At 63.9% G+C, this 24,159-nt stretch carries 17 protein-coding genes and 1 pseudogene; 9 read left to right on the top strand and 9 right to left on the bottom strand.

The features are described from left to right. Window positions 1-636, top strand: a complete 636-nt coding sequence (locus NKJ80_RS13425) for a LolA family protein (RefSeq protein WP_023705001.1) — start codon at window positions 1-3, stop codon at window positions 634-636. A gap of 30 nt (window positions 637-666) precedes the next feature. Here NKJ80_RS13425 and NKJ80_RS13420 read toward each other — a convergent pair whose 3' ends face one another. From NKJ80_RS13420 to NKJ80_RS13380, 9 genes and pseudogenes are all read right to left on the bottom strand, one after another. After that, window positions 667-3,870, bottom strand: a complete 3,204-nt coding sequence (locus NKJ80_RS13420) for an efflux RND transporter permease subunit (protein WP_023745388.1) — start codon at window positions 3,868-3,870, stop codon at window positions 667-669. After that, window positions 3,867-4,973: an efflux RND transporter periplasmic adaptor subunit gene (locus tag NKJ80_RS13415; protein WP_023694469.1), complete on the bottom strand. Its 1,107-nt coding sequence runs from the start codon at window positions 4,971-4,973 to the stop codon at window positions 3,867-3,869. Before NKJ80_RS13415 ends, NKJ80_RS13420 begins: the two co-directional genes overlap by 4 nt. A gap of 361 nt (window positions 4,974-5,334) precedes the next feature. Further along, the gene (locus NKJ80_RS13410; RefSeq protein WP_352497711.1) at window positions 5,335-6,576 is read right to left on the bottom strand and encodes an MFS transporter; all 1,242 of its coding nucleotides are present in this window, start codon (window positions 6,574-6,576) and stop codon (window positions 5,335-5,337) included. 158 nt (window positions 6,577-6,734) lie between these two features. Continuing rightward, window positions 6,735-7,835: an aminotransferase class I/II-fold pyridoxal phosphate-dependent enzyme gene (locus NKJ80_RS13405; protein WP_352497710.1), complete on the bottom strand. Its 1,101-nt coding sequence runs from the start codon at window positions 7,833-7,835 to the stop codon at window positions 6,735-6,737. A gap of 124 nt (window positions 7,836-7,959) precedes the next feature. Further along, complete coding sequence (locus NKJ80_RS13400; protein ID WP_023730212.1) at window positions 7,960-8,424, bottom strand: Ros/MucR family transcriptional regulator; 465 nt, start codon at window positions 8,422-8,424, stop codon at window positions 7,960-7,962. A gap of 214 nt (window positions 8,425-8,638) precedes the next feature. Further along, window positions 8,639-9,343: an ROK family protein gene (locus tag NKJ80_RS13395; RefSeq protein WP_023730211.1), complete on the bottom strand. Its 705-nt coding sequence runs from the start codon at window positions 9,341-9,343 to the stop codon at window positions 8,639-8,641. Window positions 9,344-9,460: 117 nt separating this feature from the next. After that, window positions 9,461-10,835, bottom strand: a pseudogene (gene zwf, locus NKJ80_RS13390) (glucose-6-phosphate dehydrogenase). Between the two features lie 23 nt (window positions 10,836-10,858). Continuing rightward, window positions 10,859-11,872, bottom strand: a complete 1,014-nt coding sequence (gnd, locus tag NKJ80_RS13385) for a phosphogluconate dehydrogenase (NAD(+)-dependent, decarboxylating) (protein ID WP_352497709.1) — start codon at window positions 11,870-11,872, stop codon at window positions 10,859-10,861. A gap of 41 nt (window positions 11,873-11,913) precedes the next feature. Continuing rightward, complete coding sequence (locus tag NKJ80_RS13380; protein ID WP_352497708.1) at window positions 11,914-14,334, bottom strand: glucan 1,4-alpha-glucosidase; 2,421 nt, start codon at window positions 14,332-14,334, stop codon at window positions 11,914-11,916. Window positions 14,335-14,538: 204 nt separating this feature from the next. Here NKJ80_RS13380 and NKJ80_RS13375 point away from each other — a divergent pair, with 204 nt between their 5' ends. The 8 genes from NKJ80_RS13375 to NKJ80_RS13340 all read left to right on the top strand — a co-directional run bounded on the left by NKJ80_RS13375 (window position 14,539) and on the right by NKJ80_RS13340 (window position 24,158). Further along, window positions 14,539-15,552, top strand: coding sequence for an ABC transporter substrate-binding protein (locus NKJ80_RS13375; RefSeq protein ID WP_352497707.1), 1,014 nt, complete (start codon window positions 14,539-14,541; stop codon window positions 15,550-15,552). A gap of 48 nt (window positions 15,553-15,600) precedes the next feature. After that, window positions 15,601-17,118: a sugar ABC transporter ATP-binding protein gene (locus tag NKJ80_RS13370; RefSeq protein ID WP_023732918.1), complete on the top strand. Its 1,518-nt coding sequence runs from the start codon at window positions 15,601-15,603 to the stop codon at window positions 17,116-17,118. A 1-nt stretch (window position 17,119) separates the two neighbouring features. Beyond that, a complete protein-coding gene (locus NKJ80_RS13365) occupies window positions 17,120-18,091 on the top strand; it encodes an ABC transporter permease (protein ID WP_352497706.1) in 972 nt (323 codons plus the stop codon). 2 nt (window positions 18,092-18,093) lie between these two features. Continuing rightward, window positions 18,094-19,041: an ABC transporter permease gene (locus NKJ80_RS13360; RefSeq protein WP_352497704.1), complete on the top strand. Its 948-nt coding sequence runs from the start codon at window positions 18,094-18,096 to the stop codon at window positions 19,039-19,041. A 126-nt stretch (window positions 19,042-19,167) separates the two neighbouring features. Continuing rightward, entirely contained in the window at window positions 19,168-20,193 is a 1,026-nt protein-coding gene (locus NKJ80_RS13355) for a BMP family protein (protein WP_023670460.1), read from the top strand. 174 nt (window positions 20,194-20,367) lie between these two features. After that, on the top strand, window positions 20,368-21,879 hold the full coding sequence (locus NKJ80_RS13350) for an ABC transporter ATP-binding protein (RefSeq protein ID WP_352497703.1): 1,512 nt from the start codon (window positions 20,368-20,370) through the stop codon (window positions 21,877-21,879). A gap of 282 nt (window positions 21,880-22,161) precedes the next feature. Beyond that, on the top strand, window positions 22,162-23,217 hold the full coding sequence (locus NKJ80_RS13345; protein ID WP_352497702.1) for an ABC transporter permease: 1,056 nt from the start codon (window positions 22,162-22,164) through the stop codon (window positions 23,215-23,217). After that, complete coding sequence (locus NKJ80_RS13340; protein WP_023694455.1) at window positions 23,214-24,158, top strand: ABC transporter permease; 945 nt, start codon at window positions 23,214-23,216, stop codon at window positions 24,156-24,158. Before NKJ80_RS13345 ends, NKJ80_RS13340 begins: the two co-directional genes overlap by 4 nt. Window position 24,159: the final 1 nt, after the last annotated feature.

Genomic DNA, 24,159 nt, shown 5'->3' with positions numbered 1-24,159 from the left:
ATGGCATATGACAGCAAAAGACTGCTGGCTTTCTGGTTAGCCGTTGTCAGCGCTGTCGCGATAAACGCCGAACTTTCGACTGCGGCCTTGGCCGCACCTGTAGAAGCGAAGACGATTGCCGATCACTTCTCATCGGTAAAGTCCATGTCCGGGGACTTTGTCCAGTCGGGCCCAAGAGCGGAAAGGACCAAAGGGAAATTTTTCCTCCAGCGGCCGGGCAAGATCCGGTTCAACTATGCAGGCCAATCAGGGGTCAGCGTAATTGCAGATGGAAAATCCTTGGTGGTCTATAACAAGAAGCTCAAGACATCGCGGCTTTATGCTCTCTCGAAGACGCCGCTCAAGCTGCTCCTCGACAATCAGGTCAACTTTTCCGGCAATCGCCTCAAAAGTATCAGGGACGATGGCGCCCAGGTGATCATCAGGCTGGCCGACAAGTCGGCCTTCGGCAATTCGAATATCACTATGGTGTTTGACAGGGAATCGCTCGATCTACGCAGATGGACCCTGACTGACGAGAGGGGCCTTACCTCGACAGTCACCATATCCAACGTGAAGCAGGGCGTTCGCGCTCCTGCGGGCACCTTCACTATCGACTATGCTGCAAACCGTGAATTCAACACCAAAACGAAATAGTCGGCAGCGCCACGAACTGCCCGTGTAACACTACTCGGCGGCCGTCTCGGACGGCACCTCTGCCGGTGCCGAAGACTCGGCCTCGGCATGCGGCTTGCGCCGTGAGAACAGTGACCTGAGCGTGACGTAGAACACCGGCGTCAGGAACAGGCCGACGAAAGTGACGCCCAGCATGCCGGAGAACACCGCGGTGCCGAGCGACTGGCGCATTTCCGCGCCCGGGCCCGTCGCGATCATCAGCGGCACGACGCCGAGGATGAACGAGAAGGCGGTCATCAGGATCGGCCGCAGCCTGAGCCGGCAGGCTTCGACGGCAGCCTCGGCCGCCGACAGGCCGCGTTCCTGCGCCTGCCGCGCGAATTCGACGATGAGGATCGCGTTCTTGGCGGCAAGCCCGATCAGCACGATGAGGCCGATCTGCACGAGGATGTTGTTGTCCAGCCCTCGGAACGACACGCCGAGCAACGCTGCGAGCACGCCGAGCGGCACCACCAGCACGATGGCGAACGGCAGCACCCAGCTTTCATATTGCGCCGCCAGCGCCAGGAACACGAACAGCACCGACAGTCCGAAGATATAGACAGCGGCATTGCCGGTGTTGCGCTCCTGATAGGCGAGTTCGGTCCATTCGTAGGAGGTACCGGCCGGCAACGTCTGTGCCGTGATCGCTTCCATCTTGGCAAGCGCATCGCCGGTGGAAACACCGGGCGCGGCGTTGCCCTGCAGCGGCACCGAGACGTACATGTTGTAGCGCTGGACCAGCGCCGGGCCGGTGACGTCGCGGATCTCGATCAACGTGCCGAGCGGAACCAGCGCGCCGGTCGCCGAGCGCACCTTCAGTTTCAAGATGTCGGCGCGATCGAGGCGGAACGCCTGGTCGGCCTGCGCGCGCACCTGGTAGACGCGCCCGAAAGCGTTGAAGTCGTTGACGTAGGCGGTGCCCAGATTGATCGACAGCGTCTCGAAGATGTTGGGGATCGGCACGTTCAGGATGCGCGCCTTGTCGCGATCGATCGCCAGGAAGAATTGCGGGCTTGACGCGGAGAAAGTGGTGAACACGCCGGTCAGCCCCGCCGTCTTGTTGGCCTTGCCGGCAATTTCATAGGCAAGCGCCAGGATCTGCCGCATGTCGGCGCTGTTGCGCTCCTGGATCTGCAGCTTGAAGCCGCCGGCATTGCCGACGCCGCGGATCGGCGGCGGCGGCAATGCGATAATGAAGGCTTCCTTGATGCTTTGCAGGCTGCCGAACAAATTGCCGATGACCTGGGTCGCGGACTGGCCGGCTTCCAGTCGCTCGTCAAACGGCTTGAACCTGGCGAAGATCACGCCCGCGTTGCTGGCATTGGTAAAGGTGGCACCGGAGAAGCCGGCGAAGGCGACCGCGTAGTCGACGCCCGGCGTTTTCTGGATGATCTGCGACGCCTGCTGGATGACGGCATCGGTCCGCGATAGCGAGGCGCCGTCCGGCAACTGGACGACGACGATCGCATAGCCCTGGTCGAGCGACGGAATGAAACCGCGCGGCACCGTCTGAACCATATAGACCGTGGCGTAGATGAGGGCCGCGAAAACGGCCAGCGTGGCGGCGATCGCTATCCGCGAGCCGACCAACACGCGCACGATGCTCGAATACCAATGGGCGACCTTGTCGAAGCCGCGATTGAAGCCGTCGGCGAGCGCCCGTCCGAACCGCGCCAGGAAAAAGCGCGGCGGCGCCGCAGCAGTGTGGTGCGGCTTGAACAGCAGCGCGGCCAAGGCCGGCGAGAGCGTCAGCGAATTGAATGCCGAGATCGCCGTCGACACCGCGATGGTGATCGCAAACTGCAGGTAAAACTGCCCGGAAATGCCCGGAATGAAGGCTGTCGGCACGAACACCGCTATCAGCACCAGCGAGATCGCGATGACCGCCGTTCCGACTTCGTCCATGGTCAGATGCGACGCCGGATTGGGCGCCAGCCCGCTGGCGATATTTCGCTCGACGTTCTCGACCACGACGATCGCATCGTCGACGACGATGCCGATGGCCAGCACGAGGCCGAACAGCGTCAGCATGTTGAGGGAGAAGCCGGCGGCGTAAAGCACCGCCAGCGTGCCGATCAGCGACACGGGGATCGCCACGATCGGCACGATCGCCATGCGCCACGATTGCAGGAAGACGATGATGACGATGATGACCAGAACCATCGCCTCGAGGATCGTCTTGTAGACCTCCTGGATCGACTCGGCGACGAACTCGGTCGGATTGTAGACGATGTCGTAGCTCAATCCCTTCGGGAAGTCCTGGGAAAGCTCCTTCATCTTGTCCTGGATCTCCGCGGCTGCGGCGAGCGCATTGGTGCCTGGCCGCTGGAAGATGGCGAGCGCCACCGCCGGTTTGCCGTTGAGATAGGAGTTGGTGACGTAATCCTTGGCGCCGAGCTCGATGCGCGCCACGTCCTGCAGCTGGATCAGGCGGCCGTCTTCGGCCGATTTGACGATCACGTATCGGAAGTCCCGTGCGTCGTTGAAGCGGCCTTGCGTGGTGACCGTGTACTGGAACGCCGTGCCGGTATTGGTCGGCGGCGCGCCGATGGAGCCGCCCGACACCTGGACGTTCTGGTCGCGCAGCGCCTGCACCACATCGCCCGAGGTCATCCCCAGGGCGGACAGTTTTTCCGGATCGAGCCAGATGCGCAGCGAATATTCGCGTTCGCCAAAGATGATGAGGTCGCCGACGCCGTCCAACCTGAGCAGTATGTCGCGCACCCGCGAGCGGGCGTAGTTCGAGACGTAGAGCTGGTCGTAGGTATTGTCGGGCGACAGCATGTGCACGACCATCATCAGGTCGGGCGAGCTCTTGATGGTGGTGATGCCGAGGCGGCGGACTTCTTCGGGCAGGCGCGGCTCGGCGACCGACACGCGGTTCTGCACCAGCACCTGCGCCTGGTCGAGATCGGTGCCCAGCTTGAAGGTGATGGTCAGCGCCATCGCTCCGTCGCCCGACGAATAGGACGACATGTAAAGCATGCCCTCGACGCCGTTGATCTCCTGCTCGATCGGCGTTGCCACCGTCGCTGCCACTGTCTCGGCGTCGGCGCCCGGGTACTGGGCGCGAACGACGATGGTCGGCGGCGCGATCTCGGGATATTGCGCGATCGGCAGCTGGGTATAGGCAATCCCGCCGAGGATCAGGAGGACGATCGAAACGACCGATGCGAAGATCGGACGGTCGACGAAGAAATGGGCGAACCTCATTGCTGCAACCCGGCGGTGTCGACCTTGGGCGGCAACGTCACCATCTCGACTTTCACCTTGGTGCCGGGCCTGGCGTGCATCAGCCCATTGACGATGATCGTCTCGTCGCCGGTCAGGCCCGCGCGGATCACCCGGTAGCCGTCGAGAAGCGGGCCGGTGCGCACGGGCTTCGCCGACACCATCCCAGCCTCATCCACCAGGTACACGATGCGGCGATCCTGATCGGCGCCGACCGCCTCGTCGGGCACCAGGACGCCGCTATGCGGCAGCGACCCCGGCACGTTGATGCGCCCGAACATGCCTGGCTGGAGAACGCCGTCGGCGTTGGCAAACCTTGCACGCACCCGCATGGTGCCGGTCGCGTTGTCGATCCGGTTCTCGGCAAAATCGAGCTTGCCCTTGAATACCGCCTCCGCGCGGTCGGCGACGCGAACCACCACCTCGAGCCCGCCGGCGCCTTCCTGCATGCTGCCGCCGCGCTCCTTCGCGTCGCGGGCGTAGCTGAAATACAGGCGCTCATCGACGTCGAAATAGAAGTCGATCGGATCGCGCGTGACGATGGTCGTCAGCAAGGTGGAATCCGGCTGCACGAGGTTGCCGACCGACACCAGCCGGCGGTCGATGCGGCCGGACAAGGGCGCCTTGATCTCGGTGAACTCCAGGTTCAGGTTGGCCGTCGTCAGCGCAGCCGTCGCGCCTTGCATCTGCGCCTGCGCCGAAAGGTATTCCCGCCGACGGTCGTCGACCGTGGCGGCCGAGATATTGCCGGTCTTGGCGAGTTCATCGGCGCGATCCAGCTGCATCTTGGAGAATTCGAGCAGGGACTTGGCGACGTCTACTTGCGACTTGGCGGCATCGTAGGCCGCCTGGTACGGACGCTGGTCGATGGTGAAGAGCAGGTCGCCCTTGTTGACCAGTGCGCCGTCCTGGAAGCTGATCTTGTCCAGATAGCCGCTGACGCGCGAACGGATGGCGACCTCGTCGACGGCTTCGAAGCGCCCGACGAACTCGTCGTCTTCGACGATTTCACGCACCACCGGCTTGGCCGCCGTCACCACCGGCAGTTGCTGGTCCTGCGCAAACGCGTTGCTGCTGAAAGCCATGCCGAGCAGGAATGCCACTGGGACGGCGGAGCGGGCCAGCCAGCCGACCGATCGGCTGGGTCGCCCGCTTGCGTCGCGATGCGATTGCCGATTCCCTGAAGTGTCCATTTGCGTCCCCGCTAGCTGGACCCGGAGGTCGGGTGGTTCTCTTCTATATTTAAGGTTTCTCGTCGAGACCAGAGCACTGCAGTATTGTGCATGGCAACATAATCATTTTCCATATGGACTGAAATGTCCACCCTGTGGCTGCCCCGCCATCTGGCTAGTTCGCCCAGAACCGGCCCATCCGCTTCCGGCCCATCTCAGCCGTCATCGGCGCAAGCTGATTTGGACCGAGCGCCGGATCCTGCGGCTTACTCGATCAGTTGCGGCTGTTGAGATGCCGCACCCTTCGCAGTTGCGGAAACAGCACCGCCCACAGTCCGGCGACGGCAATCGCACCGACGCCGCCGATCACCACCGCCGGCACGGTGCCGATCAGCGCCGCCATGGTGCCGGCGCGGAACTCGCCGACTTCGTTGGAGGCGCCGACGAAGACCTGGTTGACGGCGTTGACGCGGCCGCGAACCTCGTCGGGTGTCCACAGCTGGATCAGCGTCTCCCGGATATAGACGCTGAACATATCGGTGGCGCCGAGGCCGGCAAGGGCCAGGATCGACAGCCAGGTGATGGTCGAGACGCCGAACAGCACGGTGAAGGCGCCGAACCCGGCGACGAAGCCGAGCATGATCTTGCCGGCACTGTCGCGCAGCGGATGCCCGGCAAGCCAGACCGCGACACAGATGGCGCCGATGCCGGGCGCCGAGCGCAGCAGGCCGAGGCCCCACGGGTCGAGTTCCAGAATATCGCGGGCATAGACCGGCAGCAGCGCCGAGGCACCGGACAGAAGCACGGCGAAGAGGTCGAGCGAGATGGCGCCCAGGACGATCTTCTCGCTCCAGATATAGCGGAAGCCGGCAAACAGCGTTTCCATGGTCGGCTTGTCGGTGGCGCTCTGCTGGGCCGGTTTCGGAATGGTGAAGATCAGCAGACCGGCCACCAGCATCAGCACGGAGGCAACGGCGTAAGCGGCTTCGGCCGAGACGCCATAGAGCAGGCCGCCGGCGACCGGGCCGACAATGGTCGCAGTTTGCCAGGCGGACGAGTTCCAGGCGATCGCATTGCCGAAATCTTCCGGCGGAACAAGGTTGGCGAACAGCGACGACGAGGCCGGCCCATAAAAAGCGCGCGCCAGGCCGAACATAGCCAGCACGATGAAGATCGGCAGCGGGCTGACGAGACCGCGCAGCGTGAAGTACAACAGGACAAGCGCACAACCTGCCTCGACTACCGTCGCCAGCGCCATGATCAGGCGGCGGCCGAAACGGTCGGCGACAACGCCGGTGACCAGCACCAGCAGCAGCGACGGCAGGAACTGGACGATGCCGACAATGCCGAGATCGAAGGGATCGCGCGTCAGATCATAGATCTGCCAGCCGACGGCGACGGACACGATCATGGTGGCGAAGGTGGTCAGGAAACGCGCCGCCCAATAGCTCAGGAAGGAGCGATGGCGGAAGGCGGCGTAACGCCGGTCAGGCGGTGTATGGGAATGGGACGTCATGGATACAGGCCCCGTTGCTTGCATTGGCCGGCGGGGCACTTCCCGGAAATGGGCGCTGTTCCGGCCAATGAAACTTATCAAAGTTCGGGGCGCGTATGCGTGAAAATCGGGCCTGGATCAAGCGGCTTTCCAGCCGCTCGCCCGATTGCACGCGCACGTTACTGCCTCAGCGCGGCGGTGATGGCGTCGAGGCCGCCCTGTAATTCCGCCTCTTTCGGCCAGCCGAAACCGACGCGGAAGAAGCGCTTGGGCATATCGAACCAGTGGCCGGGACCGACATAGGTGCCGTGGTTTTCCAAGAGATTGACGTAGAAACGGTCGAGGTCGAAGTCTGGACTGACATTGAGCCTTGGAAATCCGACGACGCCGCCTTGTGGCCGCACCCAGTCGACCAGCGGCTCGCGGTCGATCCAGGCTTGCACGATGTCGCGGCGTTTCGCCATCTCGGGCAGCAGCGCGCCCAAGAAAGCGTCGCGGCGCTCCAGCATGCCGCGCGCAATGCTTTCGTCGATGACGCTGCCGCAAATGCCGATCTGCTCCTTGGCGGCGAGGAAGCGCTCCTGCAGTTCGGCATCGCTGGTGATCAGCCAGCCAATTCGGATGCCGGGAATGCCGAAGGCTTTCGACAGCGACGAGACGCTGATCGCCTTGGGGCTGAGAGAAGCCGCCGCCGGCAGGCGCTGTCCATAGGAGAGGTCGCGATAGGTCTCATCGACCAGCAGATGGCAGCCGCTCGCTTCGGCCAGCGCAATCAGCGCGTCGAGATCGGCCCGGCCCATCATCGTGCCAGTCGGGTTGTGCGGGCAGGTGACGCTGATCAGCTTGGTGTTCGGTTGCATGCTGGCGGCGACCCGGCCGAAATCGATGGCAAAGCCTGCTTCGAAATCGAGATCGACATAGGAGATGGCGCAGCCGATCGCCTTGGGGTTCTCGATGTTGGTGGCGTAGTTCGGCCGGACGACGACAAGGTGGTCGCGCTCCGACAGAAGCGAGGTCGAGATGATGAAGAGCGCGCCCGCCGCACCGGCGGTCACCAGAACATCGTCAGGCGAAATGCCGGAATCCTGCGCCGCGATCAGCGCCCGCAACTCCTTGTCGCCGCGATGCTCGCCGTAGAACAGCGTGAGATCCGGCAGCGACAGGCCGACGTCGGAGAGTTTCTGATCGGCGATCGAGCTTTCGGAGAGATTGAACCGAATGCGATCGTAGCCGTATTCCTCCGGCGCCTCTTTCTCGATCACCATTCTGGCGTAGTTCATCGCTGCTCCCCCAAAGCAATCTCTGTGGTGTACAAAAGCACGAAGCCTGCCAAGGCTCATTCGCTGGCAGGCTTCTGTTCCAGTCGTCCAAACGATTGGCTCAGCGCCGAGGCGCTGAGCCCACTCAGGCCGGGACTTTGGCCTTCCGACCCTTGGCTTTGGCTGGCGGCGCCACTGCGGCCTTGCGGCCGAGGCCGATCGACTTGGCCAGCTCGGAGCGCGACGCCGCGTAGTTGGGGGCAACCATCGGATAGTCGGCCGGCAGGCCCCATTTGGTACGATAGGCTTCCGGCGTCAGGTTGAAATGGACGCCGAGATGGCGCTTCAGCGATTTGAATTTTTTGCCGTCCTCGAGGCAGATGATGTAGTCCGGCGTCACCGACCGCTTGGGATTGACGGCCGGGATCTGCGGCGCCGCCACTGGGGCCGGCGGCTGGCTGAGCCCGCCGATCGACGCCGCAACGCTGGCGATGAGATCGCTCAGGCCGGCAACGGGCAAGCGGTTCTTCTCGACGTAAGCGGACACGATATGGGCGGTAAGCTCGAGCAGGTCGATGTCCTTGTCAGAGTCGTTGCTGTCGTCGGCCAATTTATCTCTCCGTCGCTAGGGGGGTGGCGGAAACTCCCAGAGTGGTCCCAGCGGAGCCGGAAATCCACTCTAGTCATTTGTCTTGCCGCATATGTGCGGTTGCGCCAGATGATTCCATCCGGTGCCACCGATCTAATCGCCAAATCTGCGTAACGCAATGACTTCGTATCGCGCCACACGTCATTTTGAACAACTATACTGAATTTTAATACTATCAGACGATGAGCGCCTTGTCGCGCCATAGTCGAAAACCGCCCTCGAAAGCGCGCGTATTGTCGCCGCGCCTGGATGTGGCGGGCAATTCATCCAGTCTGTCGACATTGCCGCCGCCGATGACGACATAATCCGGCTGCAGCGCCGCACGCAGCCGCCCGACGACGTCGAAAACGTATTTGCGCCATTTCTTCTTGCCGTATTTCTCCAGGCCGCGCTCGCCGACATAATCTTCGAAACTGCCGCCCTTGCGGTACGGCAGATGCGCCAGTTCCATCGGCTGGCCGACATTGTTGAGGATCATCGCCGCGCCCAGGCCGGTGCCGAGGCCGAGGAACAGCATGCGCCCGCCATCGTAGCTGCCGATCGCCTGCAGCAGCGCGTCGTTGACGACCTTGACCGGCTTGCCGAAGGCGGCAGCAAAATCGTAGCCGTCCCAGCCCTTGCCGAGGTTGGCGGGATCGAGCGAAGGCCTGTTGTGCCTGACCGGGCCGGGATAGCCCATCGAGATCACGTCATAGGCCAGCCCTTCGGCCAGCGTCTTCACCGTGGCGACCATCTGCTGCGGTGTCAGGTCCGGTCCGGAATCGGCGCGGCGCATCTCGCCGCCTGCGCTGGTGAGGATTTTTACGTGCGAGCCGCCGACATCGATCGTCAGCACGATCGGTTCCGCCTTGGCCTTCGCGGGCCTGGCTGCCTTGGCCATGTCGTTTCCTCCGCTCACTTGGCGCGTTCCCCGTTTCAGGGAAACGGGGGAATGCTCCAACTCTTTGTTTTTACGCAATTCCGGACGGAAAAACCGCTCGCACTTTCCTGGAATTGCTCAAGTCGGATTGATCCAGCCGTTGGGCGGCCCGAATGAGGCCATGGCGTCGGCCGGCCCCCAGGTCTTCGGCTCATACATATGCGGCGGCGTGGTGTCGCCGAGCACCGGGCCGACAATGCGCCAGGCAAGCTCGCTGGCATCCTGGCGGGTGAACAATTGGCCATTGCCGTTCATGGCATCGCCGATCAGCCGCTCATAGGGCGGCATGTCGCCCTTCGAATCGTCGAGCGCGGTGAGCTCGACCTGCTCGCCGACCATGTCGTCGCCGGGCGCCTTGCGCTGCGCGCCGATCGAGATCGCCACCTGCGGGTCGATGCGGAAGCGCACGTAATTGGCATCGCTGGGCTTGATCGGATCGAAGACGTCGAGCGGCGGCCGCTTCAGCCGCACGATCACTTCGGTCACATGCACCGGCATGTTCTTGCCGGTGCGGATGAAGAAGGGCACGTCCTGCCAGCGCCAGGTGTCGACCATGAAGCGCACCGCGGCAAAGGTTTCGACCGGCGAGTTCGGCTTCACGCCGGGTTCAGCGAGATAGCCTGTGAACTGACCGCGCACGACGTCGTCCTTGGTCAGCGTGCGGATGGCGCGCAGCACCTGCACCTTCTCGTCGATAAGATCGTCGGCCGAGCGGCCGACCGGCGGTTCCATGGCGAGCAGCAAAAGGATGTTGAGCAGATGGTTCTCGATCACATCGCGGATAGCGCCGACATCGTCATAGAATTTGCCACGGCCTTCGACGCCGAAGTCCTCGGCCATGGTGATCTGTACGCTTTCGACGAAGTTGCGGTTCCAGATCGGCTCGAGAAAGGAATTGGCAAAGCGGAAATAGAGCAGGTTCTGGATCGCCTCCTTGCCGAGATAGTGGTCGATGCGGAAGATCGACTGCTCTTCGAACACCAGATGCAGCACGCGGTTCAGCCAGCGCGCCGATTGGAGATCGTGGCCGAACGGCTTTTCCACCATCAGCCGCGCGCCATGCGCGGTACCGGATTGCTCCAGCCCCTGGACCACGGTCTCGAACATGGTCGGCGGCACCGCCATATAGTGCAGCGGCCGCTGCGCCGAGCCGAGCGCCGTCTTCAGCTTCTCGAAGGTCGCGCCGTCGCGGTAGTCGCCGCTGACATAGCGCAGCAGATTGGCGAATTTGGCGAAGATCTTTTCGTCGATCTTGCCGACAGCGTTGACAATGCCGTCGCGGGCCCGCGCCTGCAATTGGTTGATGTCCCAGGCATCGAAGGCGACGCCGATTACCGGCTCGGTCAGCGTTCCCCTTGGCTACCATCTGGTAGAGGGCCGGAAATATCTTCTTGTGGGCAAGGTCGCCGGTTGCTCCGAAGAGCACCAGCGTGTCGGACCGTTCCGGGCTCATCTTGCGCGTCTCCCCTGCGGCCTTCACTTGCCGGCCTTCGGCTTTTCGACATGGCCGCCAAAGGCATAGCGCATGGCCGACAGCAGCTTGTCGGCGAATTCGGATTCGCCCTGCGAGGAGAAGCGGTCGAACAAAGCCGAGGACAGAACCGGCGCCGGCACGCCGGTGTCGATCGCCGCCTTCAGCGTCCAGCGGCCTTCACCGGAATCGGAGACGCGGCCGCCGAACTGGGCCAATGCCGGGTCGCTCTTCAGAGCGCCGGCGGTGAGGTCGAGCAGCCAGGAGCCGATCACACTGCCATGGCGCCAGACCTCGGCCACCTGCGGCAGGTCGATGTCGAACTGATAGTATTGCGGGTTTTCCAAAGGGCTGGTCTCGGCGTCGGCAGTGCGCTGTCTTTTGCCGGCATTGGCCGATTTCAGGATGTTCATGCCTTCGGCATAGGCGGCCATGACACCATATTCGATGCCGTTATGGATCATCTTGACGAAATGGCCGGCGCCGCTCGGTCCGCAATGCAGGTAGCCAAAGGGTGCGGTCCCGCCCGCCTTGTCGGGCGTGGCGCCGGCATCGGCGCCGGGCGCCAGCGTGGCGAAGATCGGATCGAGGTGTTTGACCGCCGTATCGGGGCCGCCGATCATCAGGCAGTAGCCGCGCTCCAAGCCCCAGACGCCGCCGCTGGTGCCGACATCGACATAGTGCAGGCCCTTGGCCGCTAGTTCGACCGCCTGGTCGACGGCGTCGTGATAGTAGGAATTGCCGCCGTCGATGATGATGTCGCCGGGCTCCATAAGTGCCGCCACCTGGTCGGCGATCTTGCCGGTGATCGCCGCCGGCAGCATCAGCCAGGCGCTGCGCGGCTTGGAAAGCTTGCCGACGAACTCCTCCATCGATGCGGCGCCGATGGCGCCATCGGCAACCAGGGCGGCAACGCTTGCCGGGTTGATGTCGTAGACGACGCATTGATGGCCGTCGCGCATCAGGCGGCGCACCATGTTGGCGCCCATCCTGCCCAGTCCCATCATTCCGATCTGCATGGTGTTGTCCTAGTCGCTTGAGGAAAGAAATTGCTGGCGAGTTAGTTCTCAATGCCGACGGTGAAGTCGACATTCTCCCAACGGTCGCCGTCGGGCCAGAAAAAAGTGAAGACGATCGTATTACCCCGCGGAATATCGGTCACCGGCAGATCCGCCATATGGACGCCAAAGACATTCACGGACGTGTTGATTTCATGGCTGGTCTGCCACTGGTCGCCGCTCCAGCGGATCAGTGCCGGCTGCAGCAGTTCAACCCGCAGCGTCTTGCCGGCTTCCATGGTGCGCAGCCTGTTGTTGAAGCGCCATATCCTCAGCGGCGAGCCGGTCTTGTCCCTGACATAGCGCTTGACGCCTTGCGGCGGCATGTCGAAGATGGCGCCGTCGCGGAGCGAGCGCAACAGCTTGATGTGTTCCGAATGCGCCCAGACCAGCGGCATGGCGCTGCCCGACGGCTTGCCCAGCCACAATTCGCGCTCCGGTATGTCGGCGCCGTCCCAGACCTGTTCCGGCAGCAGACCGCCCACACCAGCCGAAGCCTCGAATGTCCTGAGCAGGCTTGCCGCCCTGTCCTTGTTACCGGCGGCCAGCTCGTAGTGGGCGCGTTCGCCGGCCAGCAACGGCCAGGGTCGGCCCTGGCCGTTGCCGTCGAAGGGGGCGCCGTCGGCGTGTTCGCCATACCCGTCGCTGGTGTAGCGGTACCATAGAGGCCCTTGCGGCAGGTCGCAGCGCAGTTGCGCGTCGATGATCTTGACCGTGCCGACGATGCGCGGATCGTCCGCGGCCCTGAGGCCGAAGCGGACCAGCGCCAGCGCGTCCGGGCTGACAATCGCTTCGGCCGGCTTGTCGGTATCGCCCGGCGGACGGTTCTTGATCGGTACGAAGCCGTCCTTCGGCGATGCGGCGCCTGAAGCGTCGGCCGGTGCGATGCGGATGTAGTACCCGTCGACGCCAGCCTCGTGGCACTCCGGTGTGCCGCTGACATAGGTCCAGCGCTCGATCTGGTCGTTCCAGCAATCTGCGACCTCGCGCAAATAGTTAGCCGGCTCGGGTTTGCCGTTGACGTCGAACAGATCGGCGGCGCCAAGCAGTGCCGATATTTCGACGGCGAGCGTGAATGGGCTGTAGCCCGCGTCCTCTTCCCAGCGGTCCTGCCCGGTGACGGGGCCATTGCGCACGATATAGGACGCTGCTTTCTCGACCATCGGCATGAAGGCGGCGAGCTTTGCGCGCGGCAGGTGGCCGGCGCGGTGCAGCGCATCGGCAAGCAGCAGCGGGAAGGCGCATTCGTCCATCTGGATGCCCGGCCAATAGAGCGAGCCGTCGAGCCACACATTTTGTGGCCAGTGGCCGTCCGGCTGCTGGATGGAACGGAGATAGGCGAGGATCTCAAGCGCCTGCGCCGGATCGCCGGCGGCGAGGAAGCCGCCCGCAGTTTCGACGAGGTCGCGCGGCCAGACCAGATGATATCCGCCAAGGTCGTCGTCGCCCTTGCTGAACCCCCAGGGGATCGACAGGCTGGCGACGGCCGCATCGGGCCTCGCCAGCGACAGGTGTGTCGCCAGCACCGCTGTGCTGACGCGGTAGGTGTTGAGGCCGGATGCATCATGGTGGTCGAGCGCCGTCAGGCCTGCCTGCCATTTCCGCCATTTCGCGACATAGACCTTTGCCGCCGGCTCAAAACCGCGTTTCAGGCTGGCGGCGGCGTTTTCGGCCGCTTCATCCGGCGTTGCCCCAAACCCAAGCGCAAGCAAGGCTTCGCTGTTGGCTAAAGAAAAGCCGATCTCGCCGGTCAGCGCGACATTGCCGTCCTCCGCCCTTTGGCAGGTCGGATCGAGCCGGCCGGCGCGGCTGAGTTGCTGCCAGCCGTCGGAAAAGCCTGCATAGCCGGCCGAGCAGTCGCCCCAGGGCAGCGAGGAGGCAAGCGCCAAGCAGGCGCCGTGCCCGGACGCAAACAGCATCGGCTTGCCCTTGTGCTCGCCGATCCAGGCGGTGTTGCCCATGCCGGCATTGACCAGATGCGGCGCCAGCAGGGCGTAGACGCGGTAGTCCGTGGCCACGCCCTCGAGTGCCGTGAAGCTGATTTCCTGCAGCAGGGCCGGGCGCGCCGGATCCGCCAGGATGCGCTTTTCGATCCGGTAACGCGCCGTCGCGTTGACCAGCCGGTAGGCGGGCACGCCTTCCTCGAACGGCTCGATGGCATGCGTGGCGTCACGCTTCTCCTCGGAAAACCAGCCGCCGAGGCCGGTGACCAGCAGTCCCATGTCGCGCGTGCAGGCGCTGTCGAGGCCGGGATAGTAGATTTCATTGACGATGCCATGGCCGAGCGTGAACCAGACGCGACTCGCCGTTGAAAGCGCGGCACCTACGCCGCTCTTGGCGCTTGACGTCCAGCGCGCCGGAATTCCGGGCGCGCCCATTCTTTTGGGTGCACTGGGGGGAAGGGTCGGCGGCGTCGCTGCCATGCATGGTCTCCTGGGCCCTTCCCTAGACCAGCAGGCGAAGGCTTTTCAATCATCGCACCTGAAGTTGATCGCCAAAGCGTAACCGATCGCAGTTGACAAGCGGGCGTATCTGAATTTGTCTGACAATAGATAAAAAACAGGCAGACAACGCCAAAACCATCTGCAACAGTCGGCGGGGCCGACAATCTATGGGAGGATTATGACATGAAGACACTGCTCGTCCTGAGCGCTCTGACGGCGATGCTCGCCTCGGGCACGGCGCTTGCCGACACCAGCGGCAAGAAGATCGCCTTCTCCAACAATTACGCCGGCAATTCGTGGCGCCAGGCGATGCTCGACAGCTACGGCATCGTCACCAAGAAGGCGGTGGAGGATAAGATCGTCGGCGCCGCCGACATCTTCACCACCGCCGACAAGGAAGTGCCGACCCAGGCTGCCCAGGTGCAGAACCTGATCCTGCAGGGTTATGACGCCATCGTCATCAATGCCGCATCGCCGGATGCGCTGAACGGCGCCATCAAGCAGGCCTGCGATGCCGGCATCGTCGTCGTCTCCTTCGACGGGACCGTCACCGAACCTTGCGCCTACCGCGTCGTCGTCGACTTCAAGGACATGGGCAAGCAGGAAGTCGAGCAGATGGCCAAGTTCCAGCCCAAGGGCGGCAATTTGCTGGAAATCCGCGGCCTTGCCGGCACCTCGATCGACGATGCCATCCATGCCGGTATCTTGGAAGGCGTCGCCGCCCATCCCGAGTTCAAGATCGTCGGTTCGGTGACCGGCGACTGGGACCAGACGACGGCGCAGAAGGCGGTCGCGACGATCCTGCCTTCGTTGCCCGACATCGTCGGCATCGTCGACCAGGGCGGTGACGGTTATGGCGCGGCACAAGCCTTTGCCGCCGCAGGCAAGCCGCGTCCGACCATCATCATGGGCAACCGCCAGGACGAGCTGAAATGGTGGAAGGAGCAGAAGGACAAGGATGGCTACCAGACCTGGTCGGCCTCGATCGCGCCCGGCGTGTCGTCGCTGGCCTTCTGGGTGGCGCAGCAGGTGCTCGACGGCCGCACCGACATTCCGCATGACCTTTTGGTGCCGTATCTCGCCTTTACCCAGGACAATTTCGAGACCGAGCTGCCGAAAATCAAGGAGGGCGGCGTCGCCACCCACGAATACAGCCAGGAAGACGCAATCGCGGCGATCAAAGCCAATATCAAGTGATGCATTGCATTCATTGCCAGCGGCATGACCGACCGGATATCGTTGAGCATGCCTGAGGCCAATACGGACATCATCAGACTGGGCGGCGCCGAAAAACATTTCGGCGCCGCCCATTTGGACATCATCAGGCTGAACGGCGCCGAAAAACATTTCGGCGCCGTTCGGGCGCTTAACGGCGTCGACTTCCATGTTGTATCAGGCGAATGCGTCGGGCTGGTCGGCCACAACGGAGCCGGCAAATCGACGCTGATGCATATGGTGGCCGGTACGCTGCAGCCCGATGGCGGTGAGATCGCGGTGCGTGGCAATGCCGAAACCGACTACTCGGTGGCGCGCGCGCTGAAACTCGGCATACGCTGCGTGTTCCAGGAACTGTCGCTCTGCCCTAACCTCAGTATCGCGGAGAATACGCGCATCAACCATCCGGCGCTCACCGGCTTCGGCTGGCGACGCAAGGCGGCTGCTCTCATTGCCGCCAAGCTGGACGAAATCTTTCCGGATCACGGCATCTCGGCAGACGACATTGCCGGCGATCTCTCCATCGGCCGGCGGCAGATGGTCGAGGTGGCGCGCGCCTTCACGGTGACGCGCGATCCGCTCGACTTGGTCATTCTCGACGAGCCGACCTCTTCGCTGGACGCGCATACTGCGGGCCAGCTGCTTGCCTTCGTGCGCCGTTTCGTAGCCACCGGGGGCAGCTGCATCCTGATCTCGCATGTGCTGGGCGAGGTGCTGCAGAATGCCGACCGCATCGTGGTCATGCGCGACGGCAAGGTGGTCGCCACGGACGTTGCAAAAGCGTTCGACCGCGACCGGCTGGTGGCCACCATGGGCGGCGCGGAAGCGCGCGAGAAGATCGCGGCGGAGATCGCCGCCAGGCCGGCGGCGGGCCCGCTCAGGGTGCGGGCGCGGCCCGAGCGGCAGCAGGACGGCAAGGAGCTTGTCGCTCGCGCCGGCGAGATCATCGGGCTTGCCGGGCTTGCCGGCCATGGCCAGACCGACCTGTTGCTGGCGATCTTTGCCGCCGCGACGCGTAGAAGGCTTGATATCGAGGTGACCGCCCCGGTGGCGCTGGTGGCCGGAGACCGCCAATCGGACGGCATTTTCCCGCAATGGTCTATTGCCGAAAACATCGGCATCCGCTCGCTGGCGCGGCTGCGCAAAGGGTTGCTGATCTCGCCGCAGCGCGAGGCCGAGCTTGCTGAGTTTTGGAAGCAGAAGATCGGCATCCGCACGCCTGACATGACCAACAACATCTTCTCGCTGTCCGGCGGCAACCAGCAGAAGGCGCTGTTTGCCCGCGCACTGGGTTCCGATGCGCAGATCGTGCTGATGGACGATCCGATGCGCGGCGTGGACATCGGCACCAAGCTTGAGGTCTACGATCTCGTGCGCGAGGAGGCGGCCAAGGGCCGGACCTTCCTCTGGTACACCACCGAGACCGAAGAGCTCGACAATTGCGACCACATCCATGTCTTCAAGAACGGCCGCATCGTCGCCAATCTCACGCGCGACGAGCTGACCGAGGAAAAGATCATCCAGTCCTCATTCGGCGACGCGGCCTGAGATGACGGCAATCGCTCCCGGCCTGACGACCTCGCCGCGAAGCAGTGCCGCCCGCGCGCGCCTGTTGCGCAGCCTGTTGCCGGCGCTGTCGCTGGCGCTGGTGGTTATCGCCATCGCCTGGCTCAACCCACGCGCCATCAGCTATTTCGGCTTCAGCCTGATGTTGAACCTGGCTATCCCGATCGCGCTGGCGACGATCGCCCAGATGTTCGTCATCGCCGGCAATGAGCTCGATCTGTCGATCGGCACTTTTGTCGGCTTTGTCGGCTGCGTCACCGCGACCTGGCTGAAGGACGCGCCGCTGCTCGGCGTGATCATCCTGCTCGGCTCCATAGGCGTTTATGCGCTGCTCGGCGCACTGATCCATCTGCGCAATCTGCCGTCGATCGTGGTGACGCTGGGCATGAGCTTCGTCTGGCAGGGGCTTGCCATTCTGGTGCTGCCCAAGCCCGGTGGCAAGGCGCCGGACTGGCTCTTGTCGCTGATGGCCTTCAAGCCGCCCTTCATTCCGTTCCCTATCATCGCCGCGCTGGCGATCGCAGCGGTGGTGCATTTTGGGCTGATGCGCACCTCCTATGGCGTTATCCTGCGGGGATCCGGCGGCAATCCGGCGGCGCTCAGGCGCGCTGGCTGGTCGCTGCTGCGCACCAAGATCGTGCTGTTTGCGCTGACCGGCCTGTTCGGCGTTCTGTCCGGCATGGCGCTGATCGGCATCACCACCTCGGCCGACGCCAATATCGGCAATGGCTACACGCTGCTGGCGATCGCCGGCGTCATCCTCGGCGGCGGCGAGTTCGTCGGCGGCCGGGTATCGCCCATAGGGGCCGTGCTTGGCGCGCTGACACTGGCGCTGGCGGCATCGCCTCTGCTCACCTTCATGCACATCCCGCCGGATTGGCAGGTCGCGGCCAACGGCGCCATCCTGATCATCGTGCTGGCGGCCCGCGTCCTGATCAGCCGCAGGGAGAGGTAGCGATGACATTTGTGAAATCGCTTGTCGCCAAACCCTGGATATGGTCGTTCATCGGCGCGATGTTCGTCTGGCTGGCGACCATCGCTTTCACCGGCGGCTATGGCGGCGGCGGAATGGTCACGGCGGCACTTTCGCTTGCCGTGTTCACCGTCATCGTCGGCGTCGGCCAAATGTTCGTCATCACGCTCGGGCCAGGCAATGTCGACCTGTCGCTACCGGCCAATATCGGGCTCGCCAGTGCCGTCGCCATGAAGGTCATGGGCGGCAGCGATTCCATGATCGTGGTCGGGCTGCTCGCCGCGCTCACCTGCGGCGCTGCCATCGGCGCCGTCAACTATCTCCTGATCTGGGCGCTGAGGATCCCGCCGATCATCGCCACTCTGTCGGCCAGCTTCATCATCCAGTCGATCGACATCAGCTATGGGCGTGGCCTGCAGATCAAGCCGCCGCCCGGCTTTGCCGATTTTGCCAACTGGCAAATCCTGGGCATTCCAGTGCTGGCGATCCTTACCGTATTGTTCAGCATCGGTGCGGCCATCGCCTTGCAGCGCATGATCTATGGCCGCTCGGTGCTGGCGATCGGCCAGAACATCCGCGCCGCGTGGCTTGCCGGCGTCAATGTCGGCCGCACCCGCTTCCTGACTTACACGCTGTCGGGCGCGCTCGGCGGCATGGACGGGGCGCTGCTCGCCGGCTATTTCCGCGGCGCCAATGTCGATATCGGCAACGAGTACCTGCTGGCCTCGATCGCCGTCGTCGTCATCGGCGGCACCTCGGTCGCCGGTGGCAAGGCCAATGTTCCCGGCGTCTGGGGCGCGGCGCTGTTCCTGGTGCTGCTTCTGACCATGCTCAACACGTTCGGCGTCAGTGCCGGCGTTCGGCTGTTGCTGACCGGGCTGATCATTGTCGGCGTCATCACCGTAGCCGGTGGCGAGAAGGCGGTACGCTAGCGCCGGCTCCTGCCAGCGACACCGCCAAATTTGACCATGTGGACAAAAGTCCGCACCCGTTCCATAGTTCCGCGTCTGATTTCGGAACAGCCGGCTCGACACGGCTGTCAAACAGAGGGGCACTAGATGGAAAACCGGAAAAACAAATCGCAATCGACCGGCCTGTCGCGGCGCGACGTGCTGGAACTCGGCGCACTTGGCCTGGCCGCAGCCATGCTGCCGGGTGCAGCCTTCGCCAAGGACAAGAAGCTGAAGGTGGCGGCGATCTTCGCCACGCCGATCGAGGAGCCGTGGGACAACCAGATCCACGTCGCCCTGCAGAAGGCCGAGAAGGAACTCGGCATCGAATACAAATGGTCGGAAAAGGTGCAGACCGCCGATTTCAGCCGCGTCATGCGCGAATATGCGCAAGGCGGGTACCAGCTGGTGCTGGGCGACGCCTTCGCCGCCGAGCGTGAATCGCGCCGCACGGCAAAGCAGTTCCCGAAGACGGCATGGCTGTTCGGCTCGGGCGCCGGCCCGGCCGAGCCCAATTTCGGCGTCTTCGACAACTGGATCCACGAGCCGGCCTATCTCTCCGGCATGATCGCCGGCAAGATGTCGAAGTCGGGCACGATCGGCGCGGTGGCGGCCATGGGCATTCCGGAAGTGAACCGGCTGGTCAACGCCTTCTTTGCCGGCGCCAAGGAGGTCAATCCCAACATCAAGAAGAAGGTCGCCTTCATTGGCTCGTTCTTCGATCCGCCCAAGGCCAAGGAAGCGGCGGTCGCCCAGATCGATGCCGGCGTCGATGTCATCTATGCCGAGCGCTTCGGCGTCATCGAGGCGGCGGTGGACAAGAAGATCCTCGCCATCTCCAACATGTCCGACCAGTCGAGCCTCGGCCCCGACACGGTCATAACCGGGCCGGTCTGGGACATGTACCCGACGGTCGAGCAGGCGATCAAGCTGGTCAAGGCCGGTGTCTTCACCGCGCAGGATTATGGCGATTTCTCGCGCATGGCCAAGGGCGGGTCGTTCCTGGCGCCCTACCATAAATTCGACAAGACGCTGCCGGCGGATGTGAAGGATCTGGTCGAGAAGAAGAAGGCCGAGATCCTGGAAGGCAATTTCCGGGTGGATGTCGACGAGAACACGCCGGTTTCGGATTAGCTCGGCGTACCCCTCCCCCTTGAGGGGAGGGTGGCCCGCAGGGCCGGGTGGGGTCCTCCGCGAAGTGCTCCATCCTGCTAAGTCATAGGTTGAGGCAGTTGAGGTGACCCCACCCGCCTCGCTTCGCTCGGCACCCTCCCCTCGAGGGGGAGGGGTATCTCCGCAGGAGCACCTTTGTCCGCCCCTCTCATCGAAATGCGCGCCATCACCAAGAGCTTCGGCGCCGTCAAGGCGAATGAGGCTGTCGATCTAAGCGTCGCCCCAGGTGAGATCCTCGGCCTGCTGGGCGAAAACGGCGCCGGCAAGACGACGCTGATGAATGTGCTGTTCGGCGCCTATGCGCCGGATGCCGGCGAGATTCTTATCCGGGGCAAGACCGTGCGGATCACCAGTTCGGCCGATGCGCTGGCCGCCGGCATCGGCATGGTGCACCAGCATTTTCATTTGGCGCCAAGGCTGACGGTCCTGGAAAACCTTCTGATTGGCATTCCCGGCAAATCCGGCCGCATCGACCGCGCCGGCGGACTTGCCCGGTTGTCCGACATCAGCCGTCAGCATGGGCTGACGCTGGACCCCAACCTGCCTGTCTCCGCGCTGTCGGTCGGCGAGCAGCAGCGGCTCGAAATCGTCAAGGCGCTGTTTCGCGGCGCCAGGCTGTTGATCCTCGACGAGCCGACGGCGGTGTTGGCGCCGAGCGAGGTCGACGGGCTGTTTTCGGCGCTGCGCTCGATGGCGGCGCAGGGGCTCGGCATCATCTTCATCTCGCATAAATTGAACGAGGTGCGGGCGCTCACCCATCGCTGCACCGTATTGCGGCACGGCCGCGTCGCCGGCCGTGTCGACGATCCGGCGAACACGACATCGGCAGAAATGGCGCAGCTGATGTGCGGCCATGAGATCGTGCCGCCGGCAAGAGGACCTTCGACCCCAGGCGCGGCGGTGCTGACGCTCGACGGTATTTCCACCTCACGGCATTCGGGGACGCCGCTGCGCGATATATCGCTTGCCGTTCGCGCGGGCGAAATCCTTGGCATTGCCGGGGTCTCCGGCAATGGCCAGCGGGCGCTGGCCGAGGTGATTTCCGGCACGCGCGCGCCCGACGCCGGCGCGATGACGATAGCCGGCAAACCTGTTACGCGGTTCTCGCCGCGCGAGGTGCAGGCGCTCGGCCTTGGCCGCATCCCGGAAGACCGTATGACGACCGGGCTGGTCACCAATCTGCCGCTCGCCGATTCCATGGTGTTGCCGCGCATTGGTACTGCGGCTTTCAGCAGCCGGGGCCTGCTCAAGCCAGATGCGATCCGCGCCTTCGCCGAAGAACAGATCAAGGCCTATGACATCAGGTGCCCCGGGCCGATGACCCGCGCCGGCGCGCTGTCGGGCGGCAATCTGCAGAAGGCGCTGCTGGCGCGCGAACTGGCTTTCGACCCGAAGGTGCTGATCGTCTCGCAGCCGACGCGCGGCCTCGACATCGGTGCCGCCCGCTTCATCCACGAAAAATTCCTCGACATGCGTGCCAAGGGCTGCGGGATCATCGTCATCGGCGAGGATCTCGAAGAGCTGCTGGTGCTCTGCGACCGCATCGCGGTGATGTATGAGGGCCGCATCGCCGGCACGCTGGACAGCGCCGATGCGACCATCGCGCGGCTTGGGCTGCTGATGACCGGGGCGGAGGGCAGAGCCTAGATGGACTTTCTCACTCGGTTCCTCGCAGAAACTTCAAATAATACTGCCCGCTTTTGGCTGACTTTAAGCGTCAGCGCTGCCCCTCACCTGCCTGCCGGCATCCTCTCGCCGTATAGAGACGGGGAGAGGGGCTCTCACCCATGGTTTCGCCAATCGCCACAGCTGCAAGAGGGGAGTTGCCATAGGGCCCAGATCCCTTCTCCCCGTGTCTATACGGGGAGAAGGTGCCGGCAGGCGGATGAGGGGCGGCGCGACCGTCTGGGCGGCGGAGGGGCATAGCTGATGTTCCGCCTCGAAGCCCGCAGTTCCACCCCCGCCTGGTTCAATCTCGCTTTGCCGCTGCTGGCCATCGGCGCCACGCTTGCCCTGTGCAGCGGCCTCATCGCGCTGGCCGGCGCCGGCGTGCTTGAGGCCTATGGCGTGATGCTGTCGGCCTCGTTCGGCGACAGCTATGCCATCACCGAAACGCTGGTGCGCGCCGCCCCGATGATCTTCACCGGGCTGGCTGTGGCCGTCGCCTTCCGGGCCAAATTCTGGAACATCGGCGCCGAGGGCCAATTGCTGGCCGGCGCCGTGGCCAGCTGCTTCGTCGGCGCCATCCCAATGCCGGGCGCGCTGGCGATCCTGTCGATGGCGCTGGCGGGCGCTGCTGCCGGTGCCGCGGTAGCGCTGGTGCCCGCGACGCTCAGGGTCAAATTCAAGGTGGACGACGTCGTCAGTTCGCTGCTGCTCAATTCGGTCATCTACTATGCGCTGATGGCGCTGATCGAGGGGCCGTGGAAGGACTCGTTCAGCGGCTATCCGATCTCGCCGCCGATCGAGGATTCGGCGAATTTCCCGGTGCTGCTCGAAGGCACAAGGCTGCATCTGGGTGTCATCGCCGCGTTGATCGCGGCCCCGTTGATCTGGTTCCTGATCGTGCGCACCACGCTCGGCTTCCGGATCAGGGTCACCGGCGAAAGCCCGGAAGCCGCCCGCTATGGCGGCATACATGTCGAGCGGGTGCTGATCTCGACGGCGCTGCTGTCGGGCGCGCTGGCCGGGCTTGCCGGCGTCGGCGAGGTCGGCGGCGTGCATTTCCAGGTGATGAGCGACATTTCGCCGGGCTATGGCTATTCCGGCATCGTCGTTGCCATGCTGGCCAGGCTCAATCCGCTCGGCGTCGTACCGGCGGCGATCTTCCTGGCCGCCGTGATGACCGGCGCCGAAGCGATGTCGCGCGCCACCGGCGTGCCGGCGTTCCTCAGCGATGTCATCCAGGGCACGGCGCTGCTCGCCATGCTGGTGGCGCTGCTGTTCACGGCCTATCGCATCCGCCGCGTCGGTGCCGCCTTATGAGCGCGGTGTTCGAACAGATCTTTCAGGTCGGCTTCCTCGCCGCCATTATCCGCATCGCCACGCCGCTGGCATTTGCCACGCTGGGCGAGATGTTCTCCGAGCGGGCCGGCGTGCTCAATCTCGGTATCGAAGGCATCATGCTGCTCTGCGCGATGACCGGCTTCACCGCCGCCAGCCTCAGCGGCAGCCTGTGGCTCGGCGTGCTGGCTGCGGTGTTGACCGGCATGGCGATGAGTGCGCTGCATGCGCTGTTCACCGTGGCGCTCGGCCTCAGCCAGCATGTCTGCGGCATCGGCGTTACTTTGTTCTCGTCCGGCCTTGCCTATTTCCTCTACCGTCTGACCTTCGGCCAGCAATCGGTGCCGCCCAGCATCAAGGGTTTTCAGACGGTGCCGATCCCGCTGCTGTCGGATATTCCGGTTCTGGGGTCAGCGGTTTTCAACCAGTTTGCGCTGGTCTACTTGGCAATCATTGCCATCCCGCTCGCTGCTTTCGTGCTCTACCGCACGCCTTGGGGGCTGTCGGTGCGGATGGTCGGCGAGAACCCGCGCGCCGCTGATTCCGCTGGGGTCAGCGTCATCGCCACGCGCTTCCAGGCGGTCATCCTCGGCGGTGCGCTGATGGGGCTTGCGGGCGCCTTCCTCACCATGGCACAGTTCAACGCCTTCACCTTTGGTGTCGTGTCGGGCCGTGGCTGGGTGGCGATCGCGCTGGTCGTGTTCGGCCGCTGGGACCCGTGGCGCTCTGCGGGCGCGGCGCTGCTGTTCGCCTTCGTCGATGCGCTACAATTGCGCATGCAGGCGAGCGGCCTCGGGCATATTCCCTATGAGACGTTCTTGATGCTGCCGTTCATTTTCACCATCGTCGCGATGGCCGTGATGTCACGCAACGCGGTTGCGCCGTCGGCGCTGCTGAAGCCGTTTCGACGAGAAGAGCGGTAAG

It is taken from the genome of Mesorhizobium sp. M0030, assembly GCF_040323695.1.
GTDB lineage: Bacteria > Pseudomonadota > Alphaproteobacteria > Rhizobiales > Rhizobiaceae > Mesorhizobium.
The sequence above is the reverse complement of the archived record's forward strand: the minus strand, read 5'-3'. Positions and strand labels throughout refer to the sequence as shown.